The organism is Aeromonas sp. ZOR0001, assembly GCF_000801015.1.
Classification (GTDB): domain Bacteria; phylum Pseudomonadota; class Gammaproteobacteria; order Enterobacterales; family Aeromonadaceae; genus Aeromonas; species Aeromonas veronii.
Window position 1 is genome coordinate 127913 of the sequence record NZ_JRJY01000110.1, and the last position, 23118, is coordinate 151030.

Sequence of the window (23118 nt, forward strand, 5' to 3'; positions counted from 1 at the left end):
GACAAGAAAAAGCCGGGATTGCCCGGCTTTTTCATGCTCTTTTGTTGTCCCGCCGCTACTTCCCTTGCAGGGTAAAGAAGGCAATGGTGCTCTTCTTCTGGCATTCGAAGTGAATGCTCTCTTCACCGGTCACCACCAGCGTCTCGTTGATGGCCATCTCTTTGCCCTGCACGGCCAGCTGGCCGCTCAGCAGGTGACAGAGGTAGGTCTTCTCTGGCTCGAGGGTAAGGGTCAGCGGGAAGGGGAGGTTCAGCACCCGCACGTTGGCGCTGATGCGATCCGGATGGTAGATAAGCCCCAGATCGGTCACCTCTTTTTTCAGCAATTCGCAGTGGGTCTCCTCATCGCCGCTAAAGTGCGCCGCCTCGAAGGTGGCGTAGGGGTGGCCGTTGAGCACAAAGCCTGCCCCGCTCACCGGCAGCAAAATGCGCTGATAGCCGGGAAAGGGGGAGAAGGGACCCGCGCTCTTGATGGGGGCCGAGCTCAGTCGATAGTCAAAGTCGAGTTTGGCAAGGCTGCTCCCCTTGGGGGAGATGAGGATCTGGCTGGTGGTGCCCTGCTGGTTTTTCCAGGGCATCTTCTGGTGGTCAGACTCTTTAATCAGGGTGATCACGGGCACTTCCTCACGATAAAAAACGCAGGGAGCCGGGGACATCAGCCCCGGCTCCCTGATAGAGAGTGGCGATGGTAAAGGCGATCAGCCCTGACCATCCAGCGCAGCCAGCCGCGCTTCCATGGCGGCGAGACGGCTCTTGAGCTCGCTCACTTCCAGCTCCAGCTCGCTCAGACGATCGGCGGCAGGGGAGGCATAGGCCGCGGCGGGAGCGGCATCCATCATCGGCTGAATATCCACCTCCCCGCTAAACAGGTGGGCGTAGCGGGATTCGCGCTTGCCCGGTTCGCGCGGCAGCTTGACCACGTAGGGGCCACGCTTGATGAGTTGGGTCAGTACCGCATCTACCTCGGTGACATCATCGAAACTGCAGAGGCGGTTGGTGCGCGAGCGCAGCTCCCCCGGGGTTTGCGGGCCGCGCAGCAGCAGTTCGCATACGATGCCGAGCTCCTGGGCACTGAATTTCAGCTCGCCAAATTCGGTGTTGCAGAACCTGTGCTGGTAGCGGGGCACCCGGGCGTTGAAGCCTGCAGTGTTGACCACCAGCCGCTTGCGGATCAGCTCGTCTACCACGGCGCGGATATCGAGCTCGGAGAACTCCAGCACCGGCTCGCGGTTGCTCTTCTGGTTGCAAGCGTTGACCAGTGCATTAAGGGAGAGGGGATATTGATCCGGGGTGCAGATCTCTTTTTCAATCAGACAGCCGATGACGCGGGCTTCCAGTGGGCCAAGTACTAACTCCATTTCCTACTCCCTTCCAAATCGAGACATCAAGAGCCCCTATCTTAGTCATGGTCCGCGCCGCGTCTAGCGTTGCGCGCCATTTTTGCGAGCTGATCAGGGCGTTGGCGAAAGGCTCGCCAACGCTACAGACCTCTGCTTTTTATCGCTGCCCCTGATAGAAGCGCGCCTTATTGGCATACATGGCGTCGTCAGCCACCCGGCTCAGCTCCGCCAGCGGGGTCTGGTCGCTGCTGCTCCAGCCGATGGCAAAACGCAGCGGGAAGCTGTGCTCCCCATGCTGCACGATGGCGTGCTGCTGGCTTGCCTCCAACCTGCCTGCCAGCTGCTGGCTGGCGAGGTGATCCGCCTCCGCCAGCAGAACGAACTCGTCGCCGCCGATGCGGAAAATCTTCTCATCCTGACGGCACAGCGTGCGCAGCTGGCGAGCCATCTGGATCAGCAGGGCGTCGCCTGCCTCGTGCCCATACTGGTCATTGGTACGCTTGAGGCCGTTGAGGTCGAGCATGAAGAGGGCGAGGTGACGCTCGGGATGGCGTGCCAGCACCGCCTGATAGTGATGGAAGGTCTCTTCGAACGCCTGTCGGTTGGGCAGCCCGGTGAGGTTGTCGGTGCGGGCGACCCGCGCCAGCTCGTCGGTGAAGAGGCGCCCCTCGATGCCCACCGCCAACTGCTTGGCAAACAGCCGCAAGATGGCCCTGTCTTCGGACTCCAGCCCTTCGGCGCTCACCATCAGATAACCAAACAGCACGCCACTTTGGCTACCGGGTAGAGTCATGATCTTCCAGAGAGCGTCATCCCACTGGCATTCGGAGTGTTTAACCTCCTCATCCATCAGTTGAGCCAGTTTCTCCTGCAAGGCATCCCGCAAGGGGAGATCGACCCCCTGGGTCAGGGAGTAGTGGGGCTGCCCGTCTCGGCGGATCACCAGTCCCCAGCGGTGGCCGGGATAGAGCTGCGAGAGCTGCAGCAGGGCGGAGCTGGCCAGCTCGGCAATATCGATATCCAGCTGCTGATGCAGACCGAACTGCAACCAGGATTGCAGGATATGGCGGCTGCGCTCCTCCCGGCTCAGGGCCGAGCGCAGGGCGGTCGTTTGCGAGGCGACCTCTTGCTCCAGTTCGTCGTTGAAGTCGAGCAGCCGCTGGTTGAAGGCCTCTTTCTCGCTATTGGCCTGCTGCAGCTGTTCATTTTGCTGATAGAGCGCCCGCACCTGATCCGAGATGGTGCTGGCCATCTCCTGCAGCAACTGGCGCACCTCGTCGTACTCCACAAAGCGCAGCGGCGCCTGCCGTTGCTGGTAATTGCCCTTGCCATAGCTGCGCACCAGCGCGGCCAGCGAGCGCAGCGGTCGGGTGAGCCAGCGGGTGAGCCAGACGCAGCCGATGGCTACCAGCAGCAACATGACGGCGATGCTGACGGTCAGCAGCTGTTGGGATTTGTTGAGCTCGCTGACCCTGTCATTGCTGTAACTGTAGAGGGTGATGGTGGGGGTGATCTCCTGCTCCAGCTGGGGCCAGCCAATGGCCAGGGGCTGCGCCATCTTGCTTGGCTCCCTGTCATCCATGGCGTTGGCGCTCTGGTGAGCCCCTTCGTAAAGACGGTTCTCGCCCTGGGAGATCACCAGATATTCGCTCCCCTTGAGATAGGGCTCCAGCAACTGGGCCATCTGTCGCCAGGGGAGGATGGCCATCACAAAGCCGGAAGGGGTCTGCATCACCCCTGCTCGCTGGTGGTTGCGATAGATGGGGGCTACCAGCGCCAGCCCGCCGCTGCGGTTTTGCTCCATGTCGTCGACCAGCAAGGGATCATCGACGGGCAGCAGCAGATGCTTGCCCTGTTTCGCCTCGCGGGTCTTGCCCCAGGCCATTAGCTGCGGCATCAGGTCGCTCGACTCGAGGTGGGAGGCCTGGCCATTGATGTACTCCACCACCAACCCCTTGTCATCGATGAGGTAGGCCGAGGTGATCAGGCTGTTGGATTTGACAAAGGTGGCCAGCGCCAGCCGGGCATGGCTGGAGAAGAGGAAGTTGTCGAGGGCCTGATGGAGTACCCGATCCTGGCTGAGCTGATTGAGCTGGGTGCCGATCAGCTCGCTGCGAAAGCGGGCCTCGCGGGTCATGCTGGTGAGGGCTCGCTCCAGCTGCGACTGCTCGCTCTGGGCGATGATCTGGTGCTGGCGGATCAGCAGCACAGTGCTGGCCAGCAGCGCCGGCAGCAGGGCGACGGTGAACAGGATGATGATGAGGGTCGGTCCAAGCCGAAAGGTGCGATGTTTCATGGTGCTTTGACCTGCCGGTACTGCTGATCGGCCAGCTGCTGCATATAGCGGGCGGTGTCGGCGGCACTGATCCCCTCTTTAAAGCGCTCGAACCCTTTCTCCATCGCTTGCCAGGCGATGGACATGGCGCTGTCGGAGGGCATGGGGGTACTGAGGGTGAACTGTTCCAGCAGCACTTTTTCCTGAGGCGTGGGACGGCGGCTGATGGCGGTAAAAGCCTGCTGATTGACCGGCAACAGCGCCCCCTGATGATAGATGAACTGCTGAATATCCTGACGCTGGATAAAGGCCATCAATGCCTTGATGACGGGTTGCCGATCCTCATCGTCCATCGCCCAGCGGGAGGCCCCCAACACGTAGGCGCCGCTCATGGAGTGCATAGGATGGCTTTGCCAGCGGGGCAGCAGGGCGACGCCCAGCTTATCCCCCATGTTCTTCACCAGATCATTGAACGCCCAGTCCCCATTGATGAGGTAGGCGCTCTTGCCCTCATTGAAGCGGGCGAGGGCGGTGTCATAGTCGCACTCGGGATCGACCCACTGTTCGCTGACGACGGTGCGGTAGGCCTCCAGTGCCTGCACCATGGCCGGGCTGTCGAGGGTGATGCGCCCTTCGGTCACCGGCGAGCCGCCAAAGGTGTGTAAAAAGGCGGCGAAGTAGTACATGTCGTGATAGGGCCAGCTGACGGGGTCGACCCCCTTGGCCTTGAGGGCCGGGGTGATAGCAGTCAGTTGCTGCCATTGGGTCACCGGAGTCGAGACCAGCGCCTTGTTGTAAAACAGCATCAGATGGTTGCCCTGCATCATGGGCATGCCCCAGCGTTGCCTATCCAGGGTGACATAACGCAAGGCACTAGCCATCAGCGCGGGGGAAAACCACTCGGCCGGGAGGGGAGCAAGGGTCATCTGGCGATAGAGGCCGATAAAATCGGAGGGGATCAGCATCAGATCGGGCAGCCCCCTGGCCTGAGCTGCCAGCAGGAGATCCGCCTTGATCTTGCCCGGCTCAATCTGGGTGACCCGCACTCTGTGGTTCCCCTCCTGATTGAAGCGGGCGATCACGTCGTCGATCACGTAACCGGCTTGCTGGGAGTGCCACAGCTCCAGTTCAGGCTCCTGAGCCTGCAGGGGGTGGCTCAATGCGAACAGGCAAAGCAGCAAGAGATGATAAAAAGATCGTTTTCTGCTCATGTTATCATCACCGTTATTCCCTGAATTCCAAGGGAAAAATGTAACAAACTACCGGCAAGATCGGTAGGCTCGGGTGTCAACTAATTGACTGAAACAACAAAAAGCCCGGCGCGTGGGCCGGGCTGGGGGATAAATTGCTTATCCGCATATTCTTCGAGGCATCTATTGTGGATGTTGTTTGAGGATGTCGTATATCTCCTCTTTCAGTTTGAGTTTCTGTTTTTTCAGATCTCTCACCTCGGCGCTATAGTCGCTGGCGTGATGCTTTTCCAACTTTCTAATCTCCGCATCCAGGTCGTTGTGCAAGTCAAACTTCTTCTGGAAATGGACATCACTGCTCTTCAGTTTCGAGATGAGTTCTCTGTACTCTGGGAACATGTAATGGAGCCTCCTTGGTTTCGTTTGATTGTGCCTGTAAGACCAAAGCTACCCCTTAGTGCCGGGGATAAATGTGATCCTGATCGGATTTGGGGGCAATGATTTGGAGTATTCGGCGGGATATTTATAACTTGTTGAATCAAAACAAGATAAGTGATTTGTCAATCTGAATGGTGAGCCAAACTGTGCGACAAGTCACAACAGGGGCAGGGTTGGCGTGAGGGTGCAGGATCAAAAAAGGGGCCGAGTGGCCCCTTTTTATGGATGCAGGCAACGTTACTCTTTCTCTTCGTCCGCCTGCTCTTTTTTCTTTTTCTTCTCGGGTAGCGGCTTGCCGTCGCGGTGGATCACCTTGCCCGCTTCAAAGCCAATCTGGGCCGCCAGCTCCTCCAGATCCGCCGACTTGGCCTGATCCCCGATGGCGTAGCGATAGTTGGCGATAGAGAGTTTGTCAGCCACCGGCGTGCCCGGGACGATAGGCTCGCGCCAGCCCTGGCCGATGTGGGCCACCAGGGTGCCGTTCATCAGCAGCTCGCCGACGATCTCCTGGGTCGGATTGCCCTTGCCGTAGGTGAGACCCTGCGGGTGCTTCTTGCCGACCAGCGGCTCGTTGCTGGCGGGGATCAGCTTGGTGCGGATCAGCCACTTGGGCTTTTTGGTGTTGCCCACCGCCTTGCCGGTCTGGTACTCGTTGATCTTGATGGTCTTGATCATCTGGGCCATGAAGTCCTTGGTCAGCGCCTTCTGGGCGTCGCTGGTTTCATCGATGGCGATGGGGGCCACATACCAGGTCTGGGTGGCTTGAGCCTTGGGAGCGGCAGGGGCAGTTTGCGCCATGGCCAGGGGGCTGAGCAGGATGGCAGCCAGCAAGAGTCCTATCTTCTTCATTGTGATTCCGCTTTTGTTTCAACAAGAATTTTGTTTTGCCAGCGACGACTGCGCCAGCGCCAGAACATGGCCAGACCGCGCACCCACTCGTCGCAGGCCAGCGCCAGCCAGATACCGACCAGTCCATAACCCTGCATGATACCGAGGAAATAGGAGAGTGGCACGGCAATTCCCCACATGGAGAGCAACGCCATGTAGAGGGGGAAACGGGCATCCCCGGTAGCCCGCAGGGCGTTGATCACCACCAGATTGAAGGTGCGGCCGGGTTCGAGGATAAGGCTGATAAGAAACAGTTGCGCCACTTGGGTGATGATGTCGGCATCATCGGTAAAGAGGCTGATGATGGTGCGGCCATTGAGTGCCGCCGCCACGGCGATGACGCAGGTGACTGCCAGCCCCAGCTTGAGGCTCTTGAGCAGCTGCTGATAGGCGCGATCGAACTGCCTGGCCCCCGCCAGATGGCCGATGATGATCTCGTTGCCAAGGCCGATGGAGAGGCCAAACAGCAGGATAAACAGGCAGATCTGGAAGAAGTAGGATTGGGTCGCCAGCGCCTTGTCCCCCAGCAGTCCGACAAAGGCTGTCACCACCATAAACTGCAGCATCCAGGAGAGGTTCTCCCCTGCCGCCGGCAGGCCGATATGGAGTACCTTGCCGAGCATCTCCCGGCTGGGGTGGACGATATTGCGCATCACCAGTCGAATGCCGGTCTTGCGGGCCACCAGCCACACCAGCAGCACCACGCCGATCAGGCGGCCCGCGACCGTGCTGATCGCGACACCGGCGACCCCCAGCTGGGGCAAGCCGAACCAGCCGTAGAGCAGCAGCAGGTTGCCGACGAAGGTGATGAGGTTGACGATGAGGGTCACATACATCGCCTGACGGGTGTGGCCGTGAGCGCGCAGGGTCGCCGCCAGACAGAGGGCTGCCGCTTCCGGTAACAGGCAGAGACCGATGATCTGCAAGTAAAGCGTCCCGTCGCTCATCAGATTGGCAGGCAGGTTCATCAGCGCCAGCATGGTGCTGGCCCCCGCCATCACGCCAATGGCCGCTACCAGACCGATCAGAAGATTGAAGCCGATGGCGGTGTGGATCACCACCTGACTCTTCTCCCGATCGCCGGCTCCCAGATACTGGGTGATCACCACGCTGGTACCGATGCTGACGAAGCTGAACAATGTGATGGCGAGATCGAACACCTGATTGCCGACCGCCAGCGCGGCCACTCCCTGATAGGAGACGTGACCCACCATGAAGGTATTGAGGGCACCGGTCAGAAAGTGCAGGGCGAGATCGATAAAGAGCGGCCAGGTCAGCGCAAAGAGGGTACCCGGGCCTGCGTGGGATTGAGATTGCATGGCATGTCCAACAGCTGGGAGGGTACGGGGAAGTGCCCTCTGGGGGCGCATTTAACACCAAGGCCCTGGCCGGTGCAATCCTTGTGCAGGATTGCACCGGCCAGGGGAGCAGGCCAAGGGGTCAGGCAGGCGTGGCGCCCGCCTCCTGTTCGCTTGGCAGGGTGAGGCGCGCCGAGTCGGGCAGGGCATCATCCTGCGGCCAGTTGGAGCGGATGGCATCAGTGGTGCTCTCCACCACCGCATCATCCTTGAACACCGGCTCGCGATAGCAGCGGGTCAGGCGCAGCGCCTGATACATGTCGGGGCAGAGGATGATCCCCTCGTCGCCCACCCGCACGCCCGCCTGCTTTAACCAGTGAGTCATCTGACCGTGGCGACCCGCCATCACCATATGGATGCCGCGCCGTTTCAGCTCCTTGTGCAGCTCTCCCACCATGCTCATCACGCTGATGTCCTGATGGGTGAAGCAGGCGACCGCATCGATCACCAGACACTTGGGGGCTCGGGGATCCTGCACCAGCAGGGCCAGCACCCGCCGCTTGAAGTAGGGGGCGTTGAAGTAGGTGAGCGGCGAGTTGAAGCGATAGACCAGAATACCCGGGATCGCCTTGGCCTGTTCGTTGTCTCCCAGGGTGCGCACCACCCCCTCGTCATCCATGCCGAGCAGTTGATCGGTGGGACGCATCACATTGCGCAGAAACTGGAACAAGCCGAGCAACACGGCGAGCGTAATCCCGGGGATCACCCCCATGGTGAGCACGCTGATAAAGGTGACCAGCGCCAGCCAGAAGGCGGAGCGATCGGAGTGGCGCAAGGCCCAAAGACCGCGAAAATCGGTGAGCGACAGGGAGGCCATCACCAGCACCACCCCGAGGGCGGCAGTGGGTATATATTTGAGCGGCGCCGTCAGATAGAAGGTGATGAGGGCGATCACCGCCGCGGCGATGATAGAGACCAGCTGGCTCTTGCCGCCGTTGGCGTCGTTGACCGCGGTGCGTGAATCCGCGCCGCTGATGGCAAAACCCTGTGAGACCGCGGAGGCGAGGTTCGCCATACCGAGGGCCCGAAACTCCTTGTCCGCGTCTATCTCATAACCGTTTTTGGCGGCAAAGCTGCGGGCGGTCAGCATCATGGAGACGAAGCTCACCATGGCGAGGTTAAGGGCTGGCAGCACCAGCTCCCGCATCAGGCCGGGGGGAAATTCCGGCATCTGGAAGGCGGGCAGGCCGGAGCCCACCGTCCCCAGGGTGGCGATATCAAACTGGCCGAGATTAAAGCCCCACACCAGCGCAGCGGTCACCACCATGGCCACCATGGAGGAGGGCCATGCCGGTTTGTAGCGCTTGGCCAGCAGCAGGGTGAGCAGAGTCACCAGACTCATGGCCAGGGTCGGCAGATGGGTCTGGGTGATATAGGTGGCCCCGCTGGCGATCCGCTCGATGAGGTAACGTTCGCTGAAAGTGAAGCCGAAGATCTTGGAGAGCTGGCCCACCATGATGGTGATGGCCACACCATTGAGCAGCCCCATCAGGATGGGTCGGGAGAGAAAGTCCGCCAGCACTCCCAGCTTGAAGCGGCTGGCAATCAGGCACCAGAAGCCGGTCATGGCGGTCATGGTCATCACCAGTTGCCAGTGACGGGTGGGGTCGCCTGCGGCCAGCGGCGTCACCACGGCGGCAATGACCGCGCAGGTGGCGGCATCGGGGCCGACAATCAGCTGGCGGGAGGTGCCAAACAGGGCGTAGACCAGCATGGGCAGGATGCAGGAGTAGAGACCGACGATGGCTCCCACTCCGGCGAGTTCTGCATAGGCAATAGCGACGGGCAGCGCCACGGCCGCCACCGAGAGTCCGGCGCGAAGATCTGGCATCAACCAGGCGCGCTGGTAATGCAGCAGGGCGGCGAGGCCCGGTAGCCAGCGTTCGAGAGAGAAGAAGTCGCGCATTATTTAACCCATTGAGTTACAACCAGCTTTTCCCCTAGTGTGCCCAAGGTTATCGAAAGATTGCAATCAGGTTATGGCCAGTTTACCTGAAGGTCAGGCCAGATAGCCTGCCAGCGTTTCTCCTTGATGCGCTGGGTAAAAATCTGTTTGTCCTGGCGACATTTGGGGTTGGCACTCACTTGCAGCGACCAGTTGATGGCAAAGCCGTAGGGGGCAAGCCACTCGAACTCGCCATCTCGGGTGAGGCGTACGCCGATGCAGGTGGGCACCTCGACCCAGTGGCTGAGCGCCTCAAGGCTGCTGGCAAACGGCGTTACCAGCTGCCGCGTGTGCATGCGGGCCTGATTGCGCACCTCCCACTGCTGGTCGGGTAGGCGTTTGGCGAGCCAAGCTTCGTGCTCCGCTTCGGCCAGCCCTTGCGGGTCGCTTTTATCGAGATAGATAAGGTCGATATCGTTGAGCGGGGTGGGCACCGCCTTGTGGTGAAGGTGATCCCAGATGAGGTTGCGAATAAAACCGGCTCCCAGCGCCCAGTCGGGCAGATTGAGCTCGGCCGCGGCTTGCAGGCAGGCCATCCGCTGCGGATCGGCCCGCAGCAGGGCTTCAGTTTTGGCTTGGAATTGCTGTTCGAGGACGGTGTTCAGAGGTTCAGTTGTTGGCATTGCGGCGTAACCAGACATCAATGTAGCGGCAGCTCGGCACTATAGTGAGCCCCTCCGCCTGAGTCCAGTTGAAGAAGGCGCGCGCCAGCTGATCGGCAATCCCCTGCACCCGCAGCTCGGGGGGCACGAAGGTGCTGTAGGCGTCGATGGTCTTGGCATCGAGCCGCCGGTAGCGCAGTCTCGACTCTTTCCCCTCCACCATACAGATGAACTGCTGCTGGTTGGCCTGATGGATGATGTCGCTCATGGTGGGCACCTCTGGCATAAAGTTGGGTCTCTCGGCACAACATAACTGTTAGCCAAGGTATAGAACAGATAGTGGATGATGTATCGATTGTTATCAGGATTATTGAGCCAGCTCTTGCTCTCTGGCTTTTATCTTGGCACGAATCGATGTGGCAATAATCAGCAAGTTCGGAAGAGGTAAAAATGGACACGGTAATGTTGAAAGTTACCCGGAAGGTGTTGGTTCAAAGTCAGAACAGCCCAGATCAGCGGCAGATTGCGATTTCTGATGCATCCAACCCTGAACTCAAGGCTCAGTTTGAAACGGCAGGTAAAAATAGAAAAATTCGGCTGTTGTTGGCCAAGAGAATCTCATTGTGGATGGGGGATACGGGGGCTATTTGGTATAGCCACAACCACGCGAGCAAAAAGAACCAAGAGGATTTTGATCAACTCTTTTCATTGTTGGCGCACCATCCTGATGCGCCATTCCAGTTTATTTGTGAGGTTGCGGCCGATTAGCCACTAGGCCCAGGCTCGCTCCAGCAGGGTGAGTAACTGCTCACGGTCAGCGTCCTTGCGATTGAACAGCAGGGCACCGTCGTTGATCGCCAGATCGCGGATCTCGGTCAGTAGCGAGCGATCGCTTACCCCAGCCTCGCTCATGGTGCGCGGCAGCTTGACCGCTTGCCACAAGGTGTCGCGCAGGGTGCGAATGGCTGTGATGGTCGCCTCCGCCCGCTGATGGGCCGGGGTGGCAGCAAAGCGCTCTGCCCCCACCAGCGGCAACAGCAGCCGGGCCAACTCGCTATCCACCTCGGGGCGGTTGTAGTCGAGCACGGTCGGCAAAAAGAGGTTCATGCACAGCCCGTGGGGCAGATGGCAGCGGGCTCCCAGACTGTGGCCGAGGGCGTGCACCAGCCCCACCATGGAGTTGGAAAAAGCCATGCCAGCCAGCGTGGAGCCTTCCGCCAGTTGCAGCCGCAGCTGCTTGTTTTGCGGGTCGTGGATGATTTGCGGCAGGGCGCTGGCGATCTTCTCCACCGCCATCAGGGCCAGTGCATCGCTCACCGGGTTCTTGGCGGTACCGATAAAGGCCTCGATGGCGTGGGTCATGGCGTCCATGGCGGTAGCGGCGGTGATATTGAGGGGCAGTCCCTGGGTCAGGCGCGGGTCGAGCACCGCCAGCTGGGGCAGCAGGAAGGGGGAGGTGAAGGGCACCTTGCGCCCGCTCGCCTCATCCTTGATCACTGCAACCAATGTCACTTCTGATCCAGTGCCCGCCGTGGTGGGCACCACCGCCAGCGGCTTGAGGGGACGGGTCAGGCAACCGGCGCCCGAGTAGTCGAGCAGATGATCCCCCCCCATGGAAGTGAGAATGTTGACTGCCTTGGCGGTGTCGATGACCGAGCCGCCCCCCAGCGCCACCAGACTGTCGCAGTCGAGCTCGCGATAGCGTTTGGCGATCCGCTCCACCACGGCGGTGGAAGAGTCGGCCGGGATCTCGTCCCAGATGGCGGCGACCGGCAGCTCCCCCTCGGCCAGCACATTGGCCAGCAGGGTGGCAAGGCCGGTGGCATTGACCCCCTTGTCGGTCAGCAGCAGCGGGCGACGGGCCCCTAGGCTGGCCAGCTCGCTGGCCAGTTGCTCCAGCGCCTGTTCACCGGCCAGCAGTTTGACCGGGCAGAAGAAATCGTAATAGCGGCTCATTTCAAGGCTCCTTGCGCGTTAGCCGGTCACCAGACCCAGATAGATGTTGCAAGCCCGGCCGATCTTGTTGGTCGGGGCGGGATAGTGGCGCAGCAGCGGCCGCGCGATAAAGGCGGGCAGGATCAGGGACTGCAACTGCTCAAGCCCCCGCACCAGATGCATGGCGACGGTCAGGTCCCCCTCCACCAGCAGCCTGTTTTCGCCAAATGCCTGATTGACCCCGAGCCGAAAACTCAGGGCGCGAAAGGCGATATTGGGATGCTTGAAGCGCACCCGCAGCGGATGGATGGTGGCATGGGGGGCGGCTGGCGCACCGGGATACCAGCGCCCACCCTGCTTGTGCATGTTCATGGCGTATCCGATGCCGCCTACTTCGAGGCGGATTGCCAACCCGTCCGGCAACGGCGCCAATTCGCGGCGTACTGCCTCATCGGTGCGGGCGGCGCGGCAGAGGGTACGACCCACCACCCAGAGCAGAGTGGTGATCCAGAGGCGGCGGCCAAGGGCTGCCGCAGATTCAAACGTCCATGTTGGTATGGAAAGGCGCATGAGGATTGGCTCCTGAGATGGCTGACCAGAAGAGGGCGAACGCACTGGCTTGCCAGTAGTCGTCCTGTCCCAGCTCCGGTTGATCGACAAACAGTGATGCGCAGGCGAGGAACTGGCCCTGACACACCTCCAGCAACAGTGGCGCGGGGGCCTGCATCAGCTCGCCGCTGGCCTGCCCCTTTGCCAGCAGGGCAGGCAGAAAGCGCAGGGCATCGTTCAGGATCTGGCTGCGGGCCGGTCTGGCCAACAGCGGAGAGTGAAAGAAGCCGAGCACAAACTTGAGCTCATTGGGGTTAGCCTGCATCCACTCCATCGCCAGCTGCCAGTAGTGGCGGGTCTGGTCGTACAGCGGCAGGGTGGGATCTGCTTCATGGATGGCACTCCCCATCCGGGTTTTCACATCCTGATAGAGGGCGAGGATCAGCGCCTCCTTGCTCGGAAAGTGGTGGAACAGAGTACCGTTGGCCACCCCGGCCGCCTTGGCGATACGGGCTGTGGCGGCCCCCTGCAGGCCATCTTCGGCGCAGAGGGCGAGGGCGGCATCCAGGATCTGGCGGCGCTTGTCGGTCATGTTTTGTGGCTGCGGGATAGCCTGGTTCATGGTCATCTCCATCAGCGCAGGAAGAAGGCCATCATCAGCTTCTGGATCCAGCTGTGGTAGGGGGGATGGATCAGGGAGCCGGTGGTGAACTTGCCGCGGGTCAGCACGGTTTTCGCCTTGGAGAAGGTAAGAAACCCTTCGTGGCCGTGGTAGTGGCCCATGCCGGAGGCGCCGATGCCGCCAAACGGCACATCATCGGCAGCTACCTGAAACAGGCTTTCGTTGATGGCCATGCCACCGGAGTGGGTCTCCCGGGTCACCCGTGCCTGCAACTCGGGATCGAAGCTCATCAGATAGAGGGCCAGCGGGCGGGGCCGCTCAGCCACATAGGCGAGCGCCTCCTCCAGGGTGTCGTAGGGAATGAGCGGCAGCAGCGGGCCAAAGATCTCCTGCTGCATCACCTGACACTGACTTGGTACCCCGGTCAGCAGGTGGGGCACCAGCAGGCGACGCTGGTCATCGCGGGCCGGGCTGCCACAGGGGTGGAGCTGGGCACCCGCCTGCTCGGCTTCATCGAGCCAGCTGACGAGACGTTGATACTGGCGGTCGTTGATGATGGCGCCGTAGTCGGCGCTATTGAGCCCCTGCGGGTAGAGCTTGCTGAAGTGGCGGCGATAGGCGGCGATAAAGTTATCCACCTCGCTGCGGGGCAGCAGCACATAGTCGGGGGCGACGCAGATCTGCCCGGCGTTGAGGCTCTTGCCGAAGATCATCCGCTCGACCGCGGTGGCGACCGGCATGTCGGGGGCGATGAGACAGGGGCTCTTGCCACCCAGCTCAAGGGTGAGGGGGGTGAGCTGGGGCGCGGCGGCGGCCATCACCAGCTTGCCCACCATGGTGGAGCCGGTAAAGAGCAGGTGATCGAACGGCAGTGAGCTGAACGCCGCCGCCATCTGGGCATCCCCTTCGATGATGGCGATCTCGTTTTCGTCAAACACGCTGGTGAGCATGGTGCGCAGCACGGCGTTGGTATGAGGGGTGAACTCGGAGAGTTTCAGCATCGCCCGGTTGCCCGCCGCGATGGCGGTGATGAGGGGGCCAAGGCTCAGCATCACCGGAAAGTTCCACGGCACGATAATGCCGACCACCCCGAGCGGCTGGAAGTGCACCTCTACTTTGGCGGGGGCCAGCAGCAGGCCGGTGTGACGGCGGTGAGGCTGCATCCAGCGCTTGAGCCGCTTCTGGGTGTAGTTGATCTGCATGATGCAGGGCAGCACATCAGCGATCAGGCTGTCGTAGTGGCTGCGCTGGCCATAATCTGCTGCCAGCGCCTTGCACAGCTGCCCCTTGTGGGCGAGCAACGCCTGTTTGAGTTTGGTCAGCTGCGCCCGGCGCTCGGCCAGGGTAGGCATGGGGTGAGCCAGACTCGCCCGTTTGAGCCGCGCCAGCTGATCCGGCAGGGACAATTTGATGGCGAGGATATCCTCAGGAGTGTGTTGAAGCTGCGCCGCACCCATGTTGTTCTCCGCATGAAAAATGACCGACTGATTAGTCGGTCTAAATCTAGCTATTTGTTACCGGAATGTAAAGCTGGCAAGCTGTCTGCCGTTCACCACGAGCCGGACGCAAGAGAGAACTGTGTGTCTCCCCACACTTTTGTGGTTTGCTCGTTGGTGGCTTATCTAATAAGGGGTAGTTTTTGGCTATTAACCTACACGGAGAGAGCACTATGACCAGGGAACTGAACAGCTTGTTGGCCCGGCTTGAAGATGTGGTTGAGCGGATGCCGGATTGCTTCAACACCTACGAATTCGCCCAGAAGCTGGCACTGCAATATCAGCCGGAATTCTTTGCCGCGGGCCACTCTCTGGCCGAGCACGAGGGCAAGGTACTGCGGGTGCTGCACCAGAAGATCGCTGAGGCGCTGGCAGGCAGCGAGATGGTAATTGAAGGGGCGCTGCTCCCCTGTGTGACCCCCTGGGGAGAGAAATCCACCTCACCACGCTGGCACCGTAAACACTGAGGATCCGGTCAGGCAGATCACTGCCAGATAGCAGATAACGAACAACGATAAAGGGCGCGGCGCTGGCAACAGGGCCGCGTTTTTTTATGCTAATTGTCGCCAGCAGCGTGTCGTTGCCGGGAGCAAAGGCCCGGTCTGTGATCCCATGCCGGGATACGAGACCGTCAGCCGGGTAGACTCTCCCTTTTGTCGCAGGGTTTGTCACCGTAGGAATTTCTCATGACCCATAAAATCATTCTGGATACCGACCCGGGTATCGACGATGCCATGGCCATCCTGTTTGCCGAGGCCCACCCCGCCATCGAGCTGCTCGCCATCACCACAGTTTTTGGTAACGCCACCATCGACAATGGCACCCGCAACGCCCTCTGGCTCAAGCAGAAGTACGGCATGAAGGCGGATGTGGCCAAAGGCGCTGCCGCCCCGCTGCTGCGTGAGCCGGTCGGCCCCACCACCATAGTCCACGGCCCGAGCGGCTTTGGCGACATGGAGGCGGGAGAGGTGACTATCGCTCCGGATCCTCGCCCCGCTTGGCAATATATTGTCGAGGCGGTGAAAGCTGCGCCGGGGGAGATCACCCTGGTCACTATCGGCCCGCTCACCAATCTGGCGCTGGCGCTGCAACAGGCGCCCGAGATTGTCTCGCTGGTGAAACAGGTGGTGGTGATGGGGGGCGCCTTTGGCGTCAACGGCCATCGCGGCAACGTCACCCCTTATGCCGAGGCCAATATCCACGACGATCCCGATGCCGCCGACCGGGTCTTTACCGCCGACTGGCCGGTGGTGATCATCGGGCTTGACGTGACCCAGCAGAGCTTCTTCAGCAGCGTCTATCTGGATGAGCTCAGGGATAAGGCGGGGGAGCCGGGCCGCTTCCTCTGGGATGTGAGTTGCTTCTACCTGCGCTTCTACTCCGAGAAGCTGGGGCTCTCGGGTTGCCACGTGCACGACCCGTCCGCCATCGCCTATGTCATTGACCCGACCCTCTTTACCCTGCGCGAGGGGCCGGTACGGGTGATCACCAGCGGTCCGGCCATCGGCCACACCCTGCAAAAGTTCGATGGCAAGCGCCACTCCCACGATGACTGGGCAGCCTATCGCCCGCAGCAGGTCGGGGTGGCGGTGCGCGATGAAGCCTTGCTGGCGCTCTATCGCGAGACGCTGGTGGGCTGGGGCAAGGATTGCTGAGTAAAGAGGCGCTATTGCGCTGACGCGGGGGCTGTGATCGGCGCCAAACAATCGGAGCGCACGGCCGCTTATACTGCCTTATATCAAGAGCTTGGGAGGGATGAAGATGGCCTGGATTTCCTTGATCGTAGCGATAGCCCTGATCTGGTGGTTGATGAAGCTGGGGCGTGGTGCCCTGTTCGAGATCCGCCTTGCCCCCGGCAAGGTAGTGGTCAAGCAGGGCAAGGTGTCACCCGCCTTTATTGAGCATGCCAAGCAGATCCTGCGTCACGACACGGTGCGCGGTCGCATTGTGGGGCAGCGCGATGGCGATGGCGTCAAGCTGATCTTCTCCCGATCCATCCCCGAGCCGGTGGCCCAGCGGTTTCGCAATATCTTCCCCTATGGCGATTACCGCCAGCCAACGGCGCCGCTGCCGGGGCCCAAATCCCGCAAGGGATAAGCACCGGAACGTGGTTCATCAATAGCAAACGGGCCTCCAGTGGAGGCCCGTTTTTTATGGCACTTGGCCAAGAGAGAGCTGACAGCCCTTACTCCTTGCCGTGCAGCTCGCGCTGGGCCTTGACCGCCGCCGCCTTGACGGCGGTGCCTTCATTGCCCCAGGAGGCGCGCAGGGTGTTGACCAGCTCGGCGAGCCGCTCGTCATCCATGGTCCAGCCATAGCCCGGCATGTGGTAACCCAGATGGCCGTGGGTGACCGGTGTTTCGGCGCCGTGCAGCAGCACATTGATCAGGCTCGACGGATCGCTCGCCAGCACGGTGCGGTTGTTCACCAGCGAGGGGATGACGTGGTCATTGCCCTGGCCGTTGACCCCGTGACAGGTGGAGCAGTACATGGCGTAGTCCGCCTTGCCGCTTGCACTGGCGTAGGCGCGGGCCCCTTTCTCCGCCATCGGCTCATCTTTCAGATCGGTCAGATAGGTGGCGATGCTGGCCAGATCGGCGTCGCTGAAATACTGACTGCTGTGAGTGATCACTTCCCCCATGGGGCCCGCGACCGCTTCATGTTGGCTGCGGCCGGTTTTCAGCAGGTCGATCAGCGCCTGCTTGCTGTAACGGCTGCCACGAATGTCGGGGGCATACCAGCCATCCAGCGCCGCACCGCTCAGGTAGACGGGATCCGCCTCGGTCAGCGCTTTCTCCTGCATGCCAAGCCCGCGCGGAGTGTGGCAGCTGCCGCAGTGGCCGGCACCCTGCACCAGATAGGCGCCGCGGTTCCACTCTTCGCTCTTGCCTGCGACCAGGGTGAAGCGGCTGTCATCGTGGTAGATCCAGTTCCAGCCCATCAGCGGCCAGCGCATGTTGAGGGGCCAGGGGATGTCGCTCTCCTTGTTGGCGATGGCCAGCGGTTGCACCTCCTTCATCAGATAGTGATAGAGATCTTCGAGATCCTTATCGCTCATCTTGGCGTAGGCGGTGTAGGGCATGGCCGGATAGAGGCGATGGCCATCGCGGGCCACCCCTTCGCGCATCACCTTGATGAACTCCGGCAGGCTGTAGTTGCCGATACCGTGGGTCTTGTCGGGGGTGATGTTGGTGGCAAATACGGTACCGATGGGGGTCGGGAACCCTTTGCCGCCCGCCAGCGGCTTGCTGGTTTCGCTGGTGTGACAGGCGGCGCAATCGCCCAGCTTGGCCACGTATTCGCCTGCCGACATGGCGGGGGCTGCGTTGGCGGCAAGGGTCGGCAGGGCCAGCAGCAGGGCGCTGGCGGTCAGTGACAGGGCGCGGCTCATTGGGCACCTCCCTTGCTCATGGCAACCAGCTCGTTGACGGCGCGCCACGCTTCGTCGATGGCGGCGTGGGCGTAGGGGCTCCAGCCTGCATCCGAGTTGGCGATGGTGATGTTGCCGATTGGCTGGCGACCCAGTTCAATCCATTTTTCGCACTGCGCTTCGTCATCAAACAGGGTGTTGGTGACATAGGAGTAACCGTGAGACCAGCGGTTGACCGTGATGGCGAGGATATCCTGCTCATGGTTGAAACCGGCGCTGCCGAGCATCCCCTGCAACTGTTCGCGGATCATCTGCTCATGCTGTTCGAACGGCATGCCGAGGATCATGGCGCGCCCCTTGCGGGACTGTTCTCGGGCCGAGAGGCCGCTGCCCGGCAGGGTCGGCACATAGACCATGTGCAGGCACATCGGCTGATCCGGGCTCTTGGGATGCTCGTAGCCACCCATACTGACCGGATAGTCGAGCTTGACTCGGCTGTAAGGGGCGGCGGGGGAGTAGACCTCGTGCACCCCCAGCTTGACGAAGGCTTGCCAGTTCTTGATCACCACCTTGGTGTAGACCAGCGGCGCCTTGGCATTCTGGCGCAGCGCCTCCTTCTGGGGCTCCGGCATCTCGGGCACCATGTAGGGGATCATCATGTTGTAGCCAGCCATGATCGACTGCTTGGCCCGCACCCGGTGCAGTTTCCCCTCCTTGATGTAGGTGACATCCACCGCCAGCTTGCCATCGGCGAGGCGCACGTTTTTCGCCTGCAGGGCAGTACTGCCAAGGCGCAGCTGCACCTTGTGCTCCGGCAGGTCGAGTTTGCTGTAGTCAAACTTGGCCAGCACCACATCCTGCATGGTGTGACCCGGCGCCACCTGCGGAATGAGCTTGCGCACCATCAGGCGGGTGAGACCGGCGTTGCCATCGGGGAAGTGGAAGATGTAGGGGTCGTCCAGTTCCGCCTGCTCCTCGGCATCCAGCGGCGTCAGATTGAGGCCGTCGAACCCCGGCAAGGCGCAGAGGCGCGCATCGGCGCAGGCGGTGGCGTCGATGCCGACCGCCTGGAAGTCGTTGGTGCGCTGCTGGAAGTAAGTGATCGCCCGCTCGCTGAGGCCCACTTTATCGCGCAGGAAGGTGGTGTAGCTGTTGCGAGTCACCCACTCATCCTGCTGCTCGCGGGTCATGCCGCTCAGGTAGTCTATCTTCGATTCGTGCAGGGCCAACAGGGCGGCTTTGTCGGCATCATCGAGGGGGAAGTCACCGATAAACTCTGCCAGTGGTCGGCCGTTCAGGCGATCGCGGGGGATATCGTCCGCCACGTTGTGACCCGGATCCCCGTTCACTATCTTGTTGACGCCAAAGTGCTTCTCGTCGAAATAGACGCCGCGGCTGAGCCCCAGATCCGGATAGAAGGTCTGCTGGAAACCGGCGGCCAGCTCGTCGATGTTGACCTCCAGCGCCTTGAGCAGACCGAGCGCCACCGGGCTGTAGACCGAACGCGGTGATTGCAGGGACTCACTGCCGCCGTAACCCAGACGCAGGCCATCGGGGGTGGTGAACTCGTTGCGCTTGGCGTGGCCGCCAAAGTCGTCGTGGTTGTCGAGCAGCAGGATCTTTTTATCCGCGCCGAGCAGTTGCTGATAGAAGCAGGCGGCGGCCAGACCGCTGATCCCGGCGCCGACGATCACCAGATCGTACTCCCCTTCAAGGGGAATATTGGCAAAATCATACTGCTTGCCGTCACGGGCGATACTGTGGGCCGGTTCGAAGGAGCCCGGGTGGTTGCCGCGCAGGCCGGTGAGGGCGGGCGGGTAGGCCAGGGTTTTATCCGCCAGCGTGCTGCCGCCTTCGGCAGCCTTGAGCAGATTGATGGGGGCGACGCCTGCCGCAATGGTGATGGCAACGCCGTTGAGAAAATCTCTGCGTGTAATACTCATGGCTATCCCTGTGTTAGGAGAAGTAATGAATAAGTGGATTCATTATGGGAGGGAGACACAGATCCTGTTCAGGATTGGGCGCCGAATCTACCGCTATCCTCACGCTGAGTCCATACGATTGCTAATGGATTATTAAGCACCATTTTCCTGCTTGTGACGAGAGTGATGCGCTGATGGGGGAGATTTGCCCTGTTGCAGGGCAAATTATCTTCCGGCTCGGTCGGTCAATGATTGCCGCAGCTGATTAGTTTGGGAGGCGTTCGGGCATCATTGTCGACTCGGGGGGATGATCGCGCTAAGCTCTTAACTACTTGTTTTATCGACTCTCTTTTTATTCATAGGCATAAAGGCCACTCAGGAGGCGCAATGAACTGGTACATCTCGGTCCTCAAGCAATATGCGGTATTCAGCGGGCGGGCCCGTCGCACCGAATACTGGATGTTCGTGCTGTGCAACGTCATCGTCATGTTGCTGCTAGGCATGGTGGACAAGCTGATTGGCGGCGACAATGAGCTGATCAGCTCCATCTATTCGCTGGCGGTGCTGCTGCCCTCGCTGGCGGTGGCGGCCCGTCGCCTGCACGATACCGACCGCAGCGCTTGGTGGCTGCTGCTCGGGCTTATCCCCATTATCGGCACCCTGGTGCTTATCTACTTTATGGTTTGCAACGGTCAGCAGGGGCCAAACCGCTTCGGTGATGATCCCAAAGCGGCCCCCTCACAGGGCTTTATCGTCAGCTAACGGGCGCGGCTTGGCCAATCATCGGTCAATAAAAGAGAGGGAGGCATCGCGCCTCCCTCTCTTTTTCGTGTTGATGGCCGATCAACGCTCGATCAGCGGGGCGGAGCGGTAGCTCCACATGCCGTAGGTGCGCAGGGCGTCGCGGTAGATGCCGAGCAGCTCGCTCTCGCTCGGGGTAGCCAGCTCCTCGAGGGGCTTGTCGGGGTAGCTGACGCTCGCCACCTTGATGTTGGCCGGACCAATCTGGTCGCAGGCGATTTCCAGCACTGTCTGGCCGCGACGTACATGGCTGGCGGAGCTTACCAGCACCGCATAGTCAATCTGGTGGCGGGCGAGGGCATAGGCGCTGTAGAGGGCGTTATCCACCGTGCTGGTGGCGTAGTTCTCTTCAATCAGGCGGCTGCGGTCGATGCCATGGTTGGCCAGCCAGTCAGCCATCAGCTTGCCCTCGGTCTGGCGGTTCTGGGGCACGCCACCGGTCAGGATGATCAGCGCCTCCGGGTCGGCCTTGGCCAGCGCCAGAGTGGTTTGCAGGCGGCCCAGCAGGATCTTGTCCATGCTGCCGTCGGGATTGAGGGCGTAGCCCAGAGTGACGATGGCGCGTTTGCCCTCCCTGCTGGCCTTGACCTGATCCTCGGTCAGTTCGGTCTGCAGCGGGGCGGCGGTGATCCGCTGCACTCGGACGATGATCTCCTCCAGATCGGCAGCCCGGCCACTGTTGCGATCCGCCACTTTCGCCAGATAGCTGCGGGAAGCCTCCTTGTTACCCTTCACCAGCTGCCAGATGGCGAGATAGCTGTTGATGTCGAGATCATCGGGGGCGACAGCCTGCGCCTGCTCCAGCAAGGTGATGGCGCGGCTCAGGTTGCTGTTGTAGATCTGGGCGTTGGCTGCCGAGATGAGCAGGTCGGTGCGGTAGGGTTCAAGCTGGTAGGCGGCCAGCAGCCGCTCGGTCACCAACTCCATATTGCTCGGCATCTTGGCGGTAAAACCGGCGTGGGAGATCTTGGCTGGCGACTTGTAGATCTGCAGCGCTTCGCCGAGCAACATGTCCACCGCTTGGCGTTTGCTGACCAGGGTATTGAGGTCGTGCTCCATTTGCATCGAGCTCTCGGCCGCTTGCAGGGCGAGGGGGGAGAGCGCCAGCAGGCCGCCGAGGGTGAGGGCTAGAAGGGTCTGTTTCATCAAAAGGTCCTCTGTCGGGCTGAATCGCGCCGTGGCGCAGCGGCTTGTGGGCCGATGGGATAAGGCAAATGTGCGTCAATTCAGTCTGTTAGTGCCAAAGAGAGGGCAATATACCAGCTAACGGCGTGGCAAACTGTGAGTCGGGGCGAGTCGTCGGGTGATGCCACACCAGTGGCCGCAAAAGTGGCCGCAACGGATCAGCTGCCATCTGAAAGGGACAGGGGGAGCGTGACTCCCCCTGCTGGGAGGGGCGCTGGCCCCTCCCTCTATCTATCGCGATGCAAGATAGATGGGGTGTCAATCTATCTGCTGATGAGTATTCGCGGTCAGTTCCACATCGGGGAGATGCGAGCTTCCAGCGTCTCTTGCTGCTCTTCGGGCATATCGCTGAAGAAGTTGAGCTGGGTTTGCTCCTCCACCTCGCGTACCGAGACCCGGTAGTCGGCGATCTGGCTGATGGGCACCTCTTCCTGCGGCATGATAAAGGCGATGGCCTGCAGTCTGGCCGGGTCCATCACGATCTTGTAGTAGGCGCTCGGGATCGCCACACCCTGACCGATGGACTCTTCAGAGCCGGTAAAGATGGGGCCGGTGATCACCTGCACATCCTTGCGGGAGACTGCCCACTTGTTCACCTTGTCCTCCAGCACGCGCCACGCCTTCTGGTTGAGCACCCCGATCTGAGGTGTCATGTTGCTCAGCAGGAAGCTCTCTTTCATGGTGTTCTTGTTCGATTTCATGTCCCCCGCTGGGGCCTGATGGCCACGGTCGTAGCCCGAGCCCTTGTAGTCGGAGAGGGTGGCGCGATAAGCGACCGGGATCTCCCTGTCCTCGGCGAAGGCATCCTTGCGGGGCACTGTGCCCTGTGCGCTCTGGGCCGTCATCCGGTAGGAGACCCAGTCCGCCACCTTGTAGTCGTAGTTGTAGCCGACGGCATACCCTTCACGGCAGAGCTTCTGATCCGATTCGGAGGGCAGGCCAAAGCGCACGTGCTCACCGCACTCCCAGTGGGCGGCCAGCAAGGGGGTGGCAGTGAGGGTGAGGGTAACAGCCAGAACCAATTTATTGATTTTTATCATTTTTGTGATGCTCCAGTTTAGTAGGCGGAGCCATTTGACATGAGATCTGACCAGCGCTTCAATTGCTGTTTTTTTACACGTCACCGTTCTGTGACGGCTCGCCAAGATCCGTGATGTGACTGGTTAATATGTTTTAAATCAGTGGCTTGGTCGGTGGGATGAT

23 protein-coding genes are annotated in these 23118 nt (G+C 60.9%); 5 read left to right on the forward strand and 18 right to left on the reverse strand.

Features of this window, described 5'->3' with window-relative positions:
- Positions 1-55: 55 nt before the first annotated feature.
- From L972_RS14965 to L972_RS15010, 10 genes are all read right to left on the reverse strand, one after another.
- Complete coding sequence (locus L972_RS14965; RefSeq protein ID WP_047439263.1) at positions 56-613, reverse strand: HutD family protein; 558 nt, start codon at positions 611-613, stop codon at positions 56-58.
- 84 nt (positions 614-697) lie between these two features.
- A complete protein-coding gene (locus L972_RS14970) occupies positions 698-1357 on the reverse strand; it encodes a YceH family protein (RefSeq protein ID WP_047439202.1) in 660 nt (219 codons plus the stop codon).
- A gap of 139 nt (positions 1358-1496) precedes the next feature.
- On the reverse strand, positions 1497-3635 hold the full coding sequence (locus L972_RS14975) for a diguanylate cyclase domain-containing protein (protein ID WP_047439203.1): 2139 nt from the start codon (positions 3633-3635) through the stop codon (positions 1497-1499).
- On the reverse strand, positions 3632-4825 hold the full coding sequence (locus L972_RS14980; RefSeq protein WP_047439204.1) for a sugar ABC transporter substrate-binding protein: 1194 nt from the start codon (positions 4823-4825) through the stop codon (positions 3632-3634). Before L972_RS14980 ends, L972_RS14975 begins: the two co-directional genes overlap by 4 nt.
- Before the next feature lie 162 nt (positions 4826-4987).
- The gene (locus L972_RS14985; RefSeq protein ID WP_005337763.1) at positions 4988-5203 is read right to left on the reverse strand and encodes a YdcH family protein; all 216 of its coding nucleotides are present in this window, start codon (positions 5201-5203) and stop codon (positions 4988-4990) included.
- Between the two features lie 276 nt (positions 5204-5479).
- Complete coding sequence (locus tag L972_RS14990; protein WP_005337761.1) at positions 5480-6091, reverse strand: hypothetical protein; 612 nt, start codon at positions 6089-6091, stop codon at positions 5480-5482.
- Positions 6088-7449, reverse strand: coding sequence for an MATE family efflux transporter (locus L972_RS14995; protein WP_047439205.1), 1362 nt, complete (start codon positions 7447-7449; stop codon positions 6088-6090). Before L972_RS14995 ends, L972_RS14990 begins: the two co-directional genes overlap by 4 nt.
- Positions 7450-7570: 121 nt before the next feature.
- The gene (locus L972_RS15000; RefSeq protein ID WP_047439206.1) at positions 7571-9394 is read right to left on the reverse strand and encodes a SulP family inorganic anion transporter; all 1824 of its coding nucleotides are present in this window, start codon (positions 9392-9394) and stop codon (positions 7571-7573) included.
- Between the two features lie 71 nt (positions 9395-9465).
- On the reverse strand, positions 9466-10056 hold the full coding sequence (locus L972_RS15005; RefSeq protein WP_047439207.1) for a nucleotidyltransferase family protein: 591 nt from the start codon (positions 10054-10056) through the stop codon (positions 9466-9468).
- Positions 10043-10303 (reverse strand): GNAT family N-acetyltransferase, encoded by a 261-nt coding sequence (locus L972_RS15010; RefSeq protein ID WP_005337747.1) that lies wholly within the window; start codon positions 10301-10303, stop codon positions 10043-10045. Before L972_RS15010 ends, L972_RS15005 begins: the two co-directional genes overlap by 14 nt.
- A 194-nt stretch (positions 10304-10497) precedes the next feature.
- On the opposite strand from L972_RS15010, the gene L972_RS15015 reads away from it, so the two are divergent.
- Positions 10498-10803 (forward strand): hypothetical protein, encoded by a 306-nt coding sequence (locus L972_RS15015; RefSeq protein ID WP_136501573.1) that lies wholly within the window; start codon positions 10498-10500, stop codon positions 10801-10803.
- A gap of 3 nt (positions 10804-10806) precedes the next feature.
- On the opposite strand, the gene L972_RS15020 is transcribed toward L972_RS15015, so the two are convergent.
- The 4 genes from L972_RS15020 to L972_RS15035 are packed head-to-tail and all read right to left on the reverse strand — an operon-like array spanning position 10807 to position 14598.
- Positions 10807-11991 carry an iron-containing alcohol dehydrogenase gene (locus L972_RS15020; RefSeq protein ID WP_005337745.1) on the reverse strand — a complete coding sequence of 395 codons (1185 nt, stop codon included), beginning with the start codon at positions 11989-11991 and terminating at the stop codon, positions 10807-10809.
- An 18-nt stretch (positions 11992-12009) separates the two neighbouring features.
- On the reverse strand, positions 12010-12540 hold the full coding sequence (locus tag L972_RS15025) for a hypothetical protein (RefSeq protein ID WP_047439210.1): 531 nt from the start codon (positions 12538-12540) through the stop codon (positions 12010-12012).
- Positions 12509-13141 (reverse strand): TetR/AcrR family transcriptional regulator, encoded by a 633-nt coding sequence (locus L972_RS15030; protein ID WP_047439265.1) that lies wholly within the window; start codon positions 13139-13141, stop codon positions 12509-12511. The genes L972_RS15025 and L972_RS15030 overlap by 32 nt, the downstream gene beginning before the upstream one ends.
- A gap of 11 nt (positions 13142-13152) precedes the next feature.
- Complete coding sequence (locus tag L972_RS15035) at positions 13153-14598, reverse strand: coniferyl aldehyde dehydrogenase (protein WP_042056461.1); 1446 nt, start codon at positions 14596-14598, stop codon at positions 13153-13155.
- Positions 14599-14810: 212 nt separating this feature from the next.
- On the opposite strand from L972_RS15035, the gene L972_RS15040 reads away from it, so the two are divergent.
- From L972_RS15040 to L972_RS15050, 3 genes are all read left to right on the forward strand, one after another.
- On the forward strand, positions 14811-15104 hold the full coding sequence (locus tag L972_RS15040) for a hypothetical protein (protein ID WP_005337735.1): 294 nt from the start codon (positions 14811-14813) through the stop codon (positions 15102-15104).
- A 219-nt stretch (positions 15105-15323) separates the two neighbouring features.
- Positions 15324-16292 (forward strand): nucleoside hydrolase, encoded by a 969-nt coding sequence (locus L972_RS15045; protein ID WP_047439213.1) that lies wholly within the window; start codon positions 15324-15326, stop codon positions 16290-16292.
- A gap of 106 nt (positions 16293-16398) precedes the next feature.
- Positions 16399-16734 carry a DUF3634 family protein gene (locus L972_RS15050; protein WP_005353195.1) on the forward strand — a complete coding sequence of 112 codons (336 nt, stop codon included), beginning with the start codon at positions 16399-16401 and terminating at the stop codon, positions 16732-16734.
- Positions 16735-16822: 88 nt separating this feature from the next.
- Here the strand turns inward: L972_RS15050 and L972_RS15055 are convergent, their stop codons facing one another.
- The gene (locus L972_RS15055; protein ID WP_047439214.1) at positions 16823-18028 is read right to left on the reverse strand and encodes a c-type cytochrome; all 1206 of its coding nucleotides are present in this window, start codon (positions 18026-18028) and stop codon (positions 16823-16825) included.
- Positions 18025-19950, reverse strand: coding sequence for an NAD(P)-binding protein (locus tag L972_RS15060; protein WP_043821315.1), 1926 nt, complete (start codon positions 19948-19950; stop codon positions 18025-18027). The genes L972_RS15055 and L972_RS15060 overlap by 4 nt, the downstream gene beginning before the upstream one ends.
- 366 nt (positions 19951-20316) lie before the next feature.
- On the opposite strand from L972_RS15060, the gene L972_RS15065 reads away from it, so the two are divergent.
- Positions 20317-20691, forward strand: a complete 375-nt coding sequence (locus tag L972_RS15065; RefSeq protein ID WP_005337730.1) for a DUF805 domain-containing protein — start codon at positions 20317-20319, stop codon at positions 20689-20691.
- 81 nt (positions 20692-20772) lie between these two features.
- On the opposite strand, the gene L972_RS15070 is transcribed toward L972_RS15065, so the two are convergent.
- Together L972_RS15070 and L972_RS15075 are read right to left on the reverse strand one after the other, a co-directional pair.
- Positions 20773-21876, reverse strand: coding sequence for a YdcF family protein (locus L972_RS15070; RefSeq protein ID WP_047439216.1), 1104 nt, complete (start codon positions 21874-21876; stop codon positions 20773-20775).
- 326 nt (positions 21877-22202) lie between these two features.
- Positions 22203-22955 carry a DNA/RNA non-specific endonuclease gene (locus L972_RS15075; RefSeq protein WP_047439217.1) on the reverse strand — a complete coding sequence of 251 codons (753 nt, stop codon included), beginning with the start codon at positions 22953-22955 and terminating at the stop codon, positions 22203-22205.
- Positions 22956-23118: the final 163 nt, after the last annotated feature.